This is a genomic window from Amycolatopsis sp. NPDC003865, from assembly GCF_053605345.1.
The window spans coordinates 71,613-83,660 of record NZ_JBSGJA010000029.1 but is presented as its reverse complement, the minus strand read 5'-3'; the positions used below and the strand labels follow the sequence as shown (position 1 = coordinate 83,660).

The window sequence follows — 12,048 nt, the reverse complement described above, 5'->3', positions numbered from 1 at the left end:
GCCGCCGTCCTGAAGGGCGGCTACCGCGCGGAAGGTTCACGTCCGGGCTACGGCCACGCATGAGGGCCTCCCCCGTCCGGGCGGGGACCTACCCCCCATGCCGCCAGGACTGCGGTTCTCGGGCGGCGAAGGTCGCAGGGCGGCGATTGTTCTGTGTGGCCCAAGCGGCGGGGCGGGTGCTGCAGCGGCAGGGAGAACGCGGCGCGCGCGAAGCCCGGCCCAGCAAGTTTCGCGGCGCCAGAGACAACCCGGCGCACCCCAAACCCCGCCCAGCAAGACCCACGGCACCACAGACAACCCGGCGCACGCCAAACCCCGCCCAGCAAGCCCCACAGCACCAGAGACAGCCCCGGGGGGCGATTCCCCGCCGGGCGGACTTGCACCTGATGGTGCCGGGCCTGCACCTGCGGGACGCGCTCATCCAAAGCCGGTCCCGGCTCGTCGAATAACCCTTACCGCGTGAGAAACCTCCTTTTGCGTTACCTGGCCTCGGCGGCCTACCCCTCCTTGCGCAACACTGGACGGATGACGGACGGCAGGTGGTTCGACGGCTGGTCGCCCTGGCCTGAGCTGGCGGGGCTGGCCGCGGCCGGGCGTTCGCTGCTGCCGAACGTCCCCGTCACGCCCGCTGCCCTGGTGCGGACCGTCACCGAACAGCTCGTCGGGCGGCGGCTGACCGCCAAGGTCGAGGACCGCGAGGTTCACCTGACCCTCGCCGAGCTCGACTACCCCGCCGACAGCCTGCGACTGGCCACCGGACGCGTCGGCGACGTGCGCATCGTCGCCGAAGACGTCGACTGGCCGGAGCCCGAAGGCGGCCGCATTCCGCTGCGCCGGGTCACCGTGCTCGCCGAAGACGTCCGCCTCCGCTCACTCCCCGCTCCCACCGCCAAGCCGGCTCGCGTGGACCTGCGGATCGCCGTCTCCGCGGACGTGCTCCGCGAAAGGGTGGCGAAGGTCCGGCCCGGGATCGTGGCCGCGCCCGCGGGCAGCGGGCTGCTCCAGATCCACTGGGCCAGGAAACCCCACTGGGGCCACTTGACCCTCGAGGCCCAGGTGGACGACGACGCCGTCGTGCTCGTGCCGCGGACCCTCCACATAGGACAACGACAGCTCCGCCCACCGAAACGCTTTCACCCCATCGTGCTCCCCCTGCCGGAACTTCCACCGGGGATAAAGCTGACGAAGGTGGAGCCCCGGCACGACGAACTCGTGCTGCACACCGTGGCGGAAGAGTGGCCGGAACGGCTCTCCCGCATTCCTCTCGCCGATCTGTTGAGCTGGCTGACCACCGCAGCGGTGACCCTGACCCTGCCGAAACTCGGTTCGCGTCCATAACGCCAAGCTACTCGAACGCGCGTTCGAACGTCATCACTCACAAGGGTAGGGCCGGAAACTCACACGTCCCGGTCTCGCAGATACCGCGTGTGATCGGCCTGCCGGTCGACTTCGGAAGCGTAGAACCGCTCGGCCACCCGGTGCGCCTCCGCCTCGAGCAAACCCAGCTGAGCTACCAGTTCCTCGCCGGCCCCGGCCCGCCGGGCGGCGAACCACCACGGCAGATTCAGGTAAGTCTCCAGCGACAGCGGCAAATCCGTCCGCGCAAGACGAACCAAGGAGTGCTGCAGATCTGGATCGGCGGCCAACCGCGCGGGCTCCGACAGCAGGTCACGCACGATCGAAGCGATCCGCCCCACGGTGTCCACAGTAGACGCAGGCATCCGCGAAGCCTCCGTCGAGACCCGCGAAACCAAGGTCTCCAACGACGAAAGCAGCGAGGCTGAAAGGTCCGGCACCAACCGGACCTTCTCGGACGGCCCCAGCAAGGCACCCGCCAGGTACAACGCCACCACGACGAACGGCCAGAACCACCCGACCACCCCGGTCAGGTACAGCACGATGCCGATCAGGCCCCCGACGCAGCCGAGCAGGTTCTTGGTCGACCCCAGATAGCGCAGCATCATTGGTACCCGCGGATCTCCTTGAAGACATCGGACAGCTGGGTCTTGCGCCCGTCGAAAACCTTGCCGCCGGTCATCGCCGCGACCTGCGTGAGCTCGTCGCTGCTGCCCTCGCCGAACAGCACCGTGAACACCGGCACCTGCTTGACCGACGGCGGGATCGAGCCGAAGGACGACCGGAAATCCGCCAGGGACGAGCCGTTCGCGTTCTCGCCGTCGGTCATCAGCACGATCGAGGTGAACCGGTCGGGATCGCGCGTCTGCAACGGTTCCAGGTCCCGGTACGCCTGCGACAGGCTGTCGTAGATCGCCGTCCCGCCGCCGGCCGACAGCCCTTCGGCGAACGCCTTGATGCGCGCCAGCTCACCCGAAGGGTCCTGCTCCGGCACGGTGAACGCCGTGACGCCCGTGGGCCGCGTGTTGAAGGGCAGCATCAGCACCTCCTCGCGGCTGCGGAACCGCCGGTACCGCCCGGTAAGCGAGTTGTCCGCGCCGGTCAGCCCGGCTAGCGCGGTTCGCAGCGAGTCGATCCGGTCGCCCTTCATCGACCCGGACGTGTCCAGCACGTACAGCGTCCGCGAAGGCCGCCTGATCTTGTCGAAATACGCCTGGAGCAGCGCGTCCACCGCCTGTTGCGTCGCCGGGAACGGCAGCTCGACGAGGTCGTGCGCCGCGAACTGCCGCTCCAGCGCCACGCCCGGCACCACCGGCCGCCGCTGGGTGGTCTCCATGATCCGCTTCTGCACGTCGGGCGTGCGCAGGTAGTCCGCGAGCCGCTGGTGCGCCGACCGCGCGTCGTCACCGGCGGAAGCCAGCAGGGAAAGCGGGTAGTCCGCGGTGACGACGCCGTCGCTCGGGTAGATCAGCGTCAGCGGCTCGGGCAGCTTCCCGGACGCGTTCGCCGACAGCAGCACCGACTCGTAGTTGATCAGCCCGTCGACCTTCCGCCCGGGGTCCTGGCCGGTCGCGCGCCGGAGGTACGCGTCGGACAGCCACCCCGAAGAACCCGCCGAAAGCGCCTGGGCGCTGAAGAACTGGGTCAGCTGCGGAGTGACCGAGGCGATCTGCCGGGCATCGATCGCGTTGCCGGCCCCGGCCAGCGCCGAAGCGACGCCGACCAGCGCCGAGAACCCGGAGTTCGACGCCGACGGGTCCGTCATCCCGTAGCTGAACGCCTTCTGCCCGGCCTGCGCGGCGATCTCGCTCCAGCTGACCGGCTTCCCGGCCCACCCCAGCCGCCGCACGACCGACTCGGCCAGCCCGAGCACCACCGGCGAGCTCATGATCTTGACCTGGTTGCCGAGCCGTTTCGCCGCCTCGGGAATGCCTGCGAGATAGCGGTTCGACGAGAACCACACGGCGTCGTACTTGCCGTCGACGCTGCCGTTGGCCAGCGCTTCGGCGCCCTCCAAAGTACCGGTGAAGGTGAACTTGACCGTGACGCCGGTGGCCTGCGCGGCCGCGTCGAGCACCGGCTGCATGTCCGCCAGTTCGCTGCCCGCGAGGATCCGCAAGGTCCCCGGCTCGGGCTCCCCCAACGGCGCGGACGAAGGTTCGGAACACCCCGCCAGCAACGCGGCGCCCAAGAAGAGCGCCAGCACCTTCCTGATCATGCTTCCCCCTCGTGCGAACGCCGCAGGTGGTCCTCGGCGCGGCGGATCTCGCCGGACAGCGATTCGACGGTCGTGGCCATCGCGGCGACGGCGTCGGCGCGGAACCCGTCGATCGCGTCGAGCGAGGCGTAGATCCGGTCGAAGGACGCGCGGATCGTCCCGGTCGCGACGGCCGGGTCGCTGCCCGCCTTGCGGATCTCCGCGGACTGCAGGTCCAGCAGCTCGGTGTTGGCGCGGATCAGCCCGTCCGTGGTCGCCCGCAGGGCCGCGACCTCGTCGAGGACGTCCCGCTGGCTCGCCAAGGCACCGCTGACCAGCAGCGAGACCCGCAGCGCGGACACGGTCGTGGACACCGCCCGCTCGACGCCGCGGATCAGCTCGTCGTTGTTCTTGCGCACCAGGTCCAGCGCGAGGTAGCCCTGCGCGCTGACGGCCAGCTGGGTCAGCAGGTCCTGGTGCCGTTGCCGGATCGGGTACAGGACGTCCGCGCGCAACGCCTGCGCGCGCCCGGGATCCGTCAGGTCGAAGACGCCGGCCTGCGCTTCGATCGCGCCGTCGACGGCTTCGGCGAGCGCGGCCGCTTCGGCGAGCTTCCCCATGACCTGCCACAGCTGCTCGTGCTCGCGCTTGATCGAGGCGTTGTCGCGGCGCAGGACGTCCTGACGGCCGCGCAGGTCGACGACCAGCGCGTTGACCGGCTCGTTCGCCGCGCGGTACCGGTCCAGCGCCCGCTTCGCGCCGGCCGCGGCCGGGAACACCCCCAGCAGTTTCCGGCCGGTGAGCGGCAGCTTCGCCGGATCCAGCCCGGCGACGGTCCGGCGCAGGCTCGCGAGGCTCGTCGTGACGCCGTCCTGCGGCGACGCCGTACTGCGCAACGACCGGTCGAGCATCGTCCCGGCGACCCCGGCGGCCGCGCGCATGTCGGCCTCGCCGACGGTCAGCAACTCGTCGAGCAGGTCGGTGAACTCCGGCGAACGGACGTCGAGGGCTTCGAGCCGGGCCGCGAACTCCGAAGCGCGAACGGTGACTTCCGACCGCGTCTCGGAACTGAGCGTGATCAGCCCGGCGGCGCGCGCGGTGGGGATCGCGGTGACCGGCTCGGGCGGCGTGAGCGCGAAGTCCATGTCAGTACTGCTTGCCGACGGCGTCGAGCAGCCGCTCGAGGGTCTCGAACGAGGGCGGTTCGACGACGTCCACCAGGTCGGCGGGCACGTGGGCCGGCGCGGCGACCTCGGCGAACAGCTTCGGGTCGGTCGTGCGGAAGCCGAACGTCGCGGCGAGCTTGCCCAGCTCGGGGTCGGTCGCGAGGAGCTGACCGACCTTGTCGCCATCGCCGGTCAACGGCACCAGCGTGTGCTTCGAGTAGACCGTCGGCGCGGTGTAGAGCATCCGCATCTCCGGCCGGATCGAGCCGTCGCCGCTCACCACGCGGCCGACGAACTGCGACTCGTAGATCAGCGCCAGCGGCGTCTTCCCCATGCCCGCCGACAGGTAGTCCTCGAACGGCCCTTCGGTGCTGTTCTGCGTGTACCCCTGGTCCAGGAACAGCTTCGCCACCGACGGCAGCACCTTTGCCTCCTGGTCGGGGGTGCTCACGACGGCGTTCCCGTTGGCCACGAAGGAAACGATCGACAGGTACATGGCCGCGGAGTTCGACTCGCGCGGGTCGGTCGTCGTCACGAGGACGTTCTTGCGGGCCGGGTAGGCGGTGTTGCCGGGCAGCTGGTCCCAGCGCGTGCCGGCCTTCGCCAGGTCGAGGTACTTCGCGATGTCGAGGACGTCGTAGTCGCCGGCGCCCTTGTGGACCACGCCATCGGCGCGAAGCAGCGCCACGATCGGCTCGAAGGACGCGACGGCCATCGGCGACTGGAACGGCGTGTAGACCGTGGTCACCTTGCGGTCGCGCTGGATCTTCTGCGCCGCGGGCGACGACGACGGGAACGCGAAGGCGTACTTCCCGAGGTCGACGGTCGTCGCGATCTGCCGCGAGCCGGCCGTGTCGACCTCGACTTTCAGGCCGTGCCGGGCGAAGGCGTCGACGACGCGCTGGTCGGTGAAGAAGGCCTGCTTCTCCGAACCGATCACCCCGCGGACCGTCGTCGCCGAGCCGGCGGCGCTGTCGTCACCGCGGCCCCAGATGATCACCCCCGCGACGGCCAGCACCAGCACCACGGCCAGTCCGATCGACACCCGGCGTTTCACGAGCCACTCCCCTCGACGGGCCTTCGCTCATTGGACGCGGGAGCGAGCCGGTTCGAAGTGAACGGCGGGTGAAGGAACGGTCTCAGGTCACCGGGAACCAGGTCCCGGACGCCCATTCCGTGTCGCCCCAGGCTTTTCGCTCGTCGGAGCGTGGATCGAGCACCAGATCGGTGTCTTCCCGGAAAACCAGCACCGGCCGGAGTTCGGGGCCGTAGGGCGGCCATTCGGGACCGTCCGCGTCCGCGACGCCGTCCCGGATGAACCGCACCCAGGCGCGGTGGATCAGCAACGCCGCGCGTTCCCGTTTCGGGTTGACGGCAGACCCCTGCGAGGCGAGCGGCAGCGGCGTCTTCCACGCCATCGTCGTCTCGGTGCCGTGGCCGCCGTCGAGCTGTTCGGGCACGCCGGGCGCGGCGATGTCGATGCGGTAGCGGTAGACGGGCGCGTGCGCGGACTGCGCGTCGGCGAGCCGCTGCGTCGGAATGCCGTAGCGCTCGTCGCCCATCGCGGCGATCTTCGCGGCCTTCAGGTCGGGCACGCGGCGAAGGTACGTCTCGAGAAGGTGCGAAGCGCCTTCGCGGCCGAGGATGCCCTCGAGCACACCGGAAGCCGGCGCCGTCGCGACGTCGTCGCCGAGCATCAGCGCGTACGTGCTGCCTTCGTTGCTGTTGCAGCCGACCAGCGCCGGGATCCCGGCCGCGCTCCCCCGGCGGATCGGCTCGATCGGCACCTCCGGCAGCACGCGCGGGTGCAGCGTCGGGCGCCACAGCCACAACGCCTGGAACCCCGTGAGGATCCGTTCCTGCGCTTCGACGAACTCCTTGGCGGGCAACGCCCGCAGCGCGTCCATGTCGTCGCAGCCGACCTCGGCGAGGAGCCGCCGGGCCAGCGCCGTCCCGGCTTCCGGCGTCGCCACGTGGTCGGCGCCGCCGCTGCTGCTGATCGCCTGCGCGAACAACCCCAGGCCCAGCGGGCTGCCCATCAGATTCCCGACGCTCTTCGCGCCGGCCGAGACGCCGTAGACAGTGATCCGCGTCGGGTCGCCGCCGAACGCGGAGATGTTGCGCCGCACCCACTTCAGGGCCTCGACCTGGTCGAGGAACCCGCACACACCGGCGTCCGCTTCGGACTCACCAAAGATCCCGGCGAGGTGCAGGAACCCGAGCGAGCCGAGCCGGTAGTTGATCGTGACGACGACGATCCCGGCGCGCGCGAACTCCTCGCCGTCGCCCAGCTGCTCGCCGTGCCCGACGCGGTAGCCGCCGCCGTGCAACCAGAACAGCACCGGCCACCCACCGTCGGGCGCGGTTCCGTCGGGTGTGCAGACGTTGAGGTACAGGCAGTCTTCGTCGCACACCGCGGCCGGGTTCATCGGGTCCGGCGACTGCATCGCGTGCGGCCCGTACTCCGTCGCGACGTGCACGCCGCCCGAGAGCAGCGGCGGCCGCGGCGCCTTCCACCGCAGCTCACCGACCGGCGGGCGGGCGTACGGAACCCCGCGCCAGGCGCGGACGCCGTCACCCGCCAGCCCCACCAGCGCCCCGAGCTCGGTCGTGACCGTCGGGACGGAAGCCATCAGAGCGAGGCCTGCTCGACCGTCGGCAGGCAGACCTCGAACCGGGTGTTCCCGGGCTCGGACTCGACGCGCAGGTCGCCCTGGTGGCGTTCGACGACGATCTTCCACGAGATGTCCAGGCCCAGCCCGGTGCCCTCGCCGACCGGCTTGGTCGTGAAGAACGGCTCGAAGATCCGCGGCTTGATGTCCGCCGGGATGCCGGGCCCGGTGTCGCCGATCTCGACGCGGATCTGCTCGTTCTCGCCCCACGTGCGCAGCGTCAGCGTGCCGTCGCCCTTCATCGCGCCCAGGGCGTTGTCGATGATGTTCGTCCAGACCTGGTTCAGCTCGGCGGGGTACGCGGGGATCTTCGGCAGGCTGCGGTCGTACTCCTTGACGACGCGGATGCCGCTGCCGATCTTGCCGGACAGCATCACCAGCGTGGAGTCGAGGCCGTCGTGGACGTCGACCCACTGGTGCGGCGCCCGGTCCATCTGGGAGTACTGCTTGGCCTTGCCGACCAGCGCGGAGATGCGCGTGGTGGAGTCCTCGATCTCGCCCATCAGCATCTCGGTCTCGAGCGCGTAGGCGAGCCAGCGGACGGCACCGTCGATGAAGGTGTCGCCGACCTGCTCGAGGACGTGGTCCAGGTCGGCCGTGGTCAGGCCGGCGCGGACGTAGATGTCGGCGAGGTCCCAGCCCTGGTCGATCCCGCGGTCCTCGAACCAGTCGGTGATCTCGTCCTCGCGGTCGGCCTGCTGCATCGCGGACAGCTTTTCGGCCTGCGCGACCTGCTTGACCAGGCGTTCCTGGACGTCGATGAGCTGGTAGAGCAGCTCCGGGTCGATGTCCTTCTTGGCCAGGAAGGCGAGCTTGTGGCGCATGCCCGCGACGCGCTCGCGCAGGGCGGACGTCGCCCGGACGGCCGCCGCGGCCGGGTTGTTCAGCTCGTGCGTCAGCCCGGCCGAGAGCTCGCCGAGGGCGAGCAGCCGGCGGCGGGACCCGATCACGGTGTCGCTGTTGCGCCACCCCAGGTACATGCCTTCGAGCAGGTGCGTCGCCATCGGGAACCACCGGCGGAACTCGAAGGAGAACTCCTTCGAGGGCAGCGCCAGGAACGTGACGTCGGACAGCGCGCGCACCGTGGCGTTGTAGGTGTGCTCGCTCTCCTGGTGCACGAAGAACTGCGTCGCGCCGAAGTAGGCGCCGCGCTGGTCGGACCGGTTGGTCTCCACCTCGGTGCCGCTGACCAGCCGCGTCATCCGGATCGCGCCGTTGAGCAGGACGTAGAAGCAGGTCGCCTCGCCGCCCTCGCTGATGACGGTCGAGTCGGCCGCGTACTCCTCGAGCACGGCGTTGTCGGCGATCCAGTCGAGCTGGTCTTCGGAAAGGTGTTCGAAAAGGAAGAGCCCGCGAAGCTCTTCCCGCGGCAGTGCGCTCATTGTTCCTCCAGGTACCGGTGTACCAGCGTCACGGCCATCGCGCCCTCGCCGACCGCGGACGCCACCCGCTTGACCGACTGCGCCCGCACGTCACCGGCCACGAACACGCCGGGGATGGACGACTCGAGGTAGTGCGGATCACGGTCGAGGGGCCAGCCGGCGGGCCGCTGCCCGGCGCTCAGCAGGTCGGGCCCGGTGCACACGAAGCCGTGCTCGTCGCGGTGGATGTCGTCGCCGAGCCAGTCGGTGCGCGGGGCGGCGCCGATGAAGATGAACAGGTGGCCGGACTCGACGGTCTCGGTGACGCCGTTCTCGCACAGCGTGAGCCGCTCGAGGTGCTCGTCGCCGTGGGCCTGCTTGACCGTGGTGTGCGTGCGGACGTGGATGTTCTCGATGCCGGCGATCTGCTCGATCAGGTAGTGCGACATCGAGGCTTCGAGCGACTCGCCGCGCACCAGGATCGTGACGTCGCTGGCGTGCCGGGAGAAGAACACCGCGGCCTGGCCGGCGGAGTTGGCGCCGCCGACGATGTAGACGTGCTCGCCCTTGCACTCGGGGGCCTCGGTGGCGGCCGAGCCGTAGTAGACGCCGCGGCCGGTGAGCTCCTCGATGCCCTCGGCGTCGAGCGCCCGGTAGGTGACACCGCTGGCGAGGATCACCGAGTGGGCGGCGATCTCGCTGCCGTCGCCGAACGTGACGACCCGGGAGGAGCCGCGGGCTTCGAGGCCGACGACGTCGCGCGCGGTCAGCACCTCGGCGCCGAACTTCTGCGCCTGGCGCCGCGCGCGGTCGGTCAGCTGCGCGCCGGAGACGCCGTCGGGGAAGCCGAGGTAGTTCTCGATGCGCGAGCTGGTGCCGGCCTGGCCGCCGGTCGCCTTCTTCTCGACGAGCACGGTCCGCAGGCCCTCGGACGCGCCGTAGACGGCGGCACCGAGCCCGGCCGGGCCGCCACCGATCACGACGAGGTCGTAGAACTCCTGAGCCGGACGCGTCGACAGACCGACCGCGTCCGCGATCTCGCCGCCGGACGGGTTCTTGAGCACCGTTCCGTCCGGGGTGACGACGACCGGGATGTCCTTTTCGGTGGCCTCCGCGGCCTGCAGGATCCGGCAGGCTTCGTCGTCCTCGACCGAGTACCAGCGGTAGGGCACGGCGTTGCGCGCGAGGAAGTCCCGCAGGTGGAACGACGGCGAGTTGTACCGGTGGCCGATGAGCTTGACCTCCTCGACCGGCTTGTCGCCGACCGCCTTCCAGGTCTCGACCAGCGCGTCGATCACCGGGTAGAGCTTCTCCTCCGGCGGGTCCCACGGCTTGAGCAGGTAGTGGTCGACGTCGACGACGTTGATCGCCTGGATCGCGGCGTCGGTGTCGGCGTAGGCGGTCAGCAGGGCGCGACGGGCGTGCGGGAACAGGTCCATCGCCTTCTCGAGGAAGGCGATGCCGTCCATCTGCGGCATCCGGTAGTCGGCGAGGATGGCCGCGACGGCGTCGCCGCGCAGCTTGATCTCGCGCAGCGCGTCGAGGGCGTCCGGGCCGGAGTCGGCGCGGATGACGCGGTAGTCCTTCCCGTACCGGCGCCGCAGGTCGCGGGCGACCGAGCGGGACACGGCGGGATCGTCGTCGACGGTCATCAGGATCGGCTGGCTCACGAGATGCAGCCTACGGCGCCCGGTGCTCCGCTGGGGAGGACCGGCGTTTCGGCACCTGGACCCGCTCCAGGTCCTCGGCCACGACTATCTCGCCGTCGAACTCGGCTTTCGCCTCCTCCAGGAACCGCGCCGGGTCGGGGTAGCGCTGCGAGAAGTGCGTCAGGACCAGTTGCCGGACGCCGCATTCGGCGGCGACGCGGGCGGCCTGCTGGGCGGTCAGGTGGCCGAAGTCCTTCGCCAGGGACGTGTCCTCGGCGAGGAATGTCGCCTCGATCACCAGGGTGTCCGCGTTTTCGCTGAGGGCGTACACCGCGTCGCAGAGGCGGGTGTCCATCACGAACGCGAAGCGCTGGCCGGGTCGCGGCGTGCTGACGTCTTCGAGGCTCGTGGTCCCGAGGCGCCCCTCGCGCTGGAGCTTGCCGACGTCCGGGCCGCTGAGGCCGTGTTCCTCCAGTTTCGCGGGGAGCATCGTGCGGCCGTCGGGCTCGGTCAGCCGGTAGCCGAACGCCTCGACCGGGTGGCTCAGCCGCCGGGCGTCGAGGGTGAACTTGGTCCCGGTGGCGATCGGGCCGTCGTCGGTGATCGGGTGTTCGCGCAGGTCTGCCTGCTCGTAGAACGCCGTCGCGTGCCGCAGCCGCTCGAAGTAGTGCGCGCCGGACGCCGGGAAGTGGGCGTGGACGGGGTGCGGGACCTTGTCCAGGGACAGCCGCTGGATCACGCCGGGCAGGCCGAGGCTGTGGTCGCCGTGGAAGTGCGTGACGCAGATCCGGGTGAGGTCGGTGGCGGCCACGCCCGCCCGCAGCATCTGGCGCTGGGTGCCCTCGCCGGGGTCGAAGAGGATGCCCTCGCCGTCCCAGCGCAGGAGGTAGCCGTTCTGGTTGCGGTGGCGCGTGGGCACCTGGCTCGCGGTGCCCAGCACCACCAGTTCGCGGGTCGACACCCCGCGCACGCTACTCAGGCGGCGGGGGTGGTGTCCCCCAGTTTGCGCAGCCGGAAGGCCAGCACCAGGAGCATGATCCCGTAGAGCAGCGCGTAGATGCCGACGAGCAGCGCGATGCCGAACGCGCCGGCGATCGGGTTGATCACGATGAGGACACCGGCGATCACGGAGAGCGCGCCGGCGGCGATGAGGAAGGCCTCACCCTGGATCTGCTTGCGGAGCCGGATCGCCGCGGCGATCTCCGCGACGCCGGTGACGATCGCCCACAGGCCGACCAGCAGGGCCAGCAGCAGAACCGTGATGCCGGGCCAGACCAGGACGAGGATTCCGGCGATGATGCCGAGCACGCCGAGGATTCCGTAGGCGGCGCGGTGGGCGGCGTCGCCCGGGCGGAAGGCCTGCATGAGGCCGCCGATGCCGTCGACGATCGCGTAGACGCCGTACAGGATCGCCAGCACGAGCACCGTGGCGCCGGGCCAGATGAGTGCGAAGAGCCCGAACAGCACGGCGAACACGCCGCGGACGGCGGCGATCGGCCACGCCTTGCGGGGCTCGACGACGGAGAACGCTGCGAAGGAGGTCATGAGTCGCTCCTCGGGTGTCGGGGCACCCAGTATCGCGACAAAACGATCGGGTGGCGCGATTCACCACCCGTTCGGGCCACACGTCCACAGTGTCCGGTCATT

At 70.4% G+C, this 12,048-nt stretch carries 10 protein-coding genes; 1 reads left to right on the top strand and 9 read right to left on the bottom strand.

All coding sequences use genetic code 11. The features are described from left to right. Positions 1–525 precede the first annotated feature (525 nt). Positions 526–1,338 (top strand): LmeA family phospholipid-binding protein, encoded by an 813-nt coding sequence (locus tag ACWEVP_RS43905; protein WP_452068523.1) that lies wholly within the window; start codon positions 526–528, stop codon positions 1,336–1,338. 59 nt (positions 1,339–1,397) lie between these two features. Here ACWEVP_RS43905 and ACWEVP_RS43900 read toward each other — a convergent pair whose 3' ends face one another. From ACWEVP_RS43900 to ACWEVP_RS43860, 9 genes are all read right to left on the bottom strand, one after another. Beyond that, positions 1,398–1,964: a hypothetical protein gene (locus ACWEVP_RS43900; protein ID WP_452068522.1), complete on the bottom strand. Its 567-nt coding sequence runs from the start codon at positions 1,962–1,964 to the stop codon at positions 1,398–1,400. Continuing rightward, positions 1,961–3,574 (bottom strand): substrate-binding domain-containing protein, encoded by a 1,614-nt coding sequence (locus tag ACWEVP_RS43895; protein ID WP_452068521.1) that lies wholly within the window; start codon positions 3,572–3,574, stop codon positions 1,961–1,963. Before ACWEVP_RS43895 ends, ACWEVP_RS43900 begins: the two co-directional genes overlap by 4 nt. Next, positions 3,571–4,698 (bottom strand): toxic anion resistance protein, encoded by a 1,128-nt coding sequence (locus ACWEVP_RS43890; RefSeq protein ID WP_452068520.1) that lies wholly within the window; start codon positions 4,696–4,698, stop codon positions 3,571–3,573. The genes ACWEVP_RS43895 and ACWEVP_RS43890 overlap by 4 nt, the downstream gene beginning before the upstream one ends. A 1-nt stretch (position 4,699) precedes the next feature. After that, positions 4,700–5,776 carry a hypothetical protein gene (locus ACWEVP_RS43885; protein ID WP_452068519.1) on the bottom strand — a complete coding sequence of 359 codons (1,077 nt, stop codon included), beginning with the start codon at positions 5,774–5,776 and terminating at the stop codon, positions 4,700–4,702. Between the two features lie 82 nt (positions 5,777–5,858). Further along, positions 5,859–7,352 (bottom strand): carboxylesterase/lipase family protein, encoded by a 1,494-nt coding sequence (locus tag ACWEVP_RS43880; RefSeq protein ID WP_452068518.1) that lies wholly within the window; start codon positions 7,350–7,352, stop codon positions 5,859–5,861. After that, positions 7,352–8,773 carry an ATP-binding protein gene (locus ACWEVP_RS43875; protein WP_452068517.1) on the bottom strand — a complete coding sequence of 474 codons (1,422 nt, stop codon included), beginning with the start codon at positions 8,771–8,773 and terminating at the stop codon, positions 7,352–7,354. Before ACWEVP_RS43875 ends, ACWEVP_RS43880 begins: the two co-directional genes overlap by 1 nt. After that, complete coding sequence (locus ACWEVP_RS43870) at positions 8,770–10,422, bottom strand: FAD-dependent oxidoreductase (protein ID WP_452068516.1); 1,653 nt, start codon at positions 10,420–10,422, stop codon at positions 8,770–8,772. Before ACWEVP_RS43870 ends, ACWEVP_RS43875 begins: the two co-directional genes overlap by 4 nt. A gap of 10 nt (positions 10,423–10,432) precedes the next feature. Then, positions 10,433–11,362 (bottom strand): ribonuclease Z, encoded by a 930-nt coding sequence (locus ACWEVP_RS43865; protein WP_452068515.1) that lies wholly within the window; start codon positions 11,360–11,362, stop codon positions 10,433–10,435. 14 nt (positions 11,363–11,376) lie between these two features. Beyond that, positions 11,377–11,946, bottom strand: coding sequence for an HdeD family acid-resistance protein (locus tag ACWEVP_RS43860; RefSeq protein ID WP_452068514.1), 570 nt, complete (start codon positions 11,944–11,946; stop codon positions 11,377–11,379). Between the last annotated feature and the right edge of the window lie 102 nt (positions 11,947–12,048).

Bases quoted from the DNA above. Each gene is read 5' to 3' on its own strand.
- ACWEVP_RS43890 (WP_452068520.1), bottom strand. From the start codon at position 4,698: ATGGACTTCGCGCTCACGCCGCCCGAGCCGGTCACCGCGATCCCCACC.
- ACWEVP_RS43880 (WP_452068518.1), bottom strand. From the start codon at position 7,352: ATGGCTTCCGTCCCGACGGTCACGACCGAGCTCGGGGCGCTGGTGGGG.
- ACWEVP_RS43905 (WP_452068523.1), top strand. From the start codon at position 526: ATGACGGACGGCAGGTGGTTCGACGGCTGGTCGCCCTGGCCTGAGCTG.
- ACWEVP_RS43900 (WP_452068522.1), bottom strand. From the start codon at position 1,964: ATGATGCTGCGCTATCTGGGGTCGACCAAGAACCTGCTCGGCTGCGTC.
- ACWEVP_RS43875 (WP_452068517.1), bottom strand. From the start codon at position 8,773: ATGAGCGCACTGCCGCGGGAAGAGCTTCGCGGGCTCTTCCTTTTCGAA.
- ACWEVP_RS43860 (WP_452068514.1), bottom strand. From the start codon at position 11,946: ATGACCTCCTTCGCAGCGTTCTCCGTCGTCGAGCCCCGCAAGGCGTGG.
- ACWEVP_RS43895 (WP_452068521.1), bottom strand. From the start codon at position 3,574: ATGATCAGGAAGGTGCTGGCGCTCTTCTTGGGCGCCGCGTTGCTGGCG.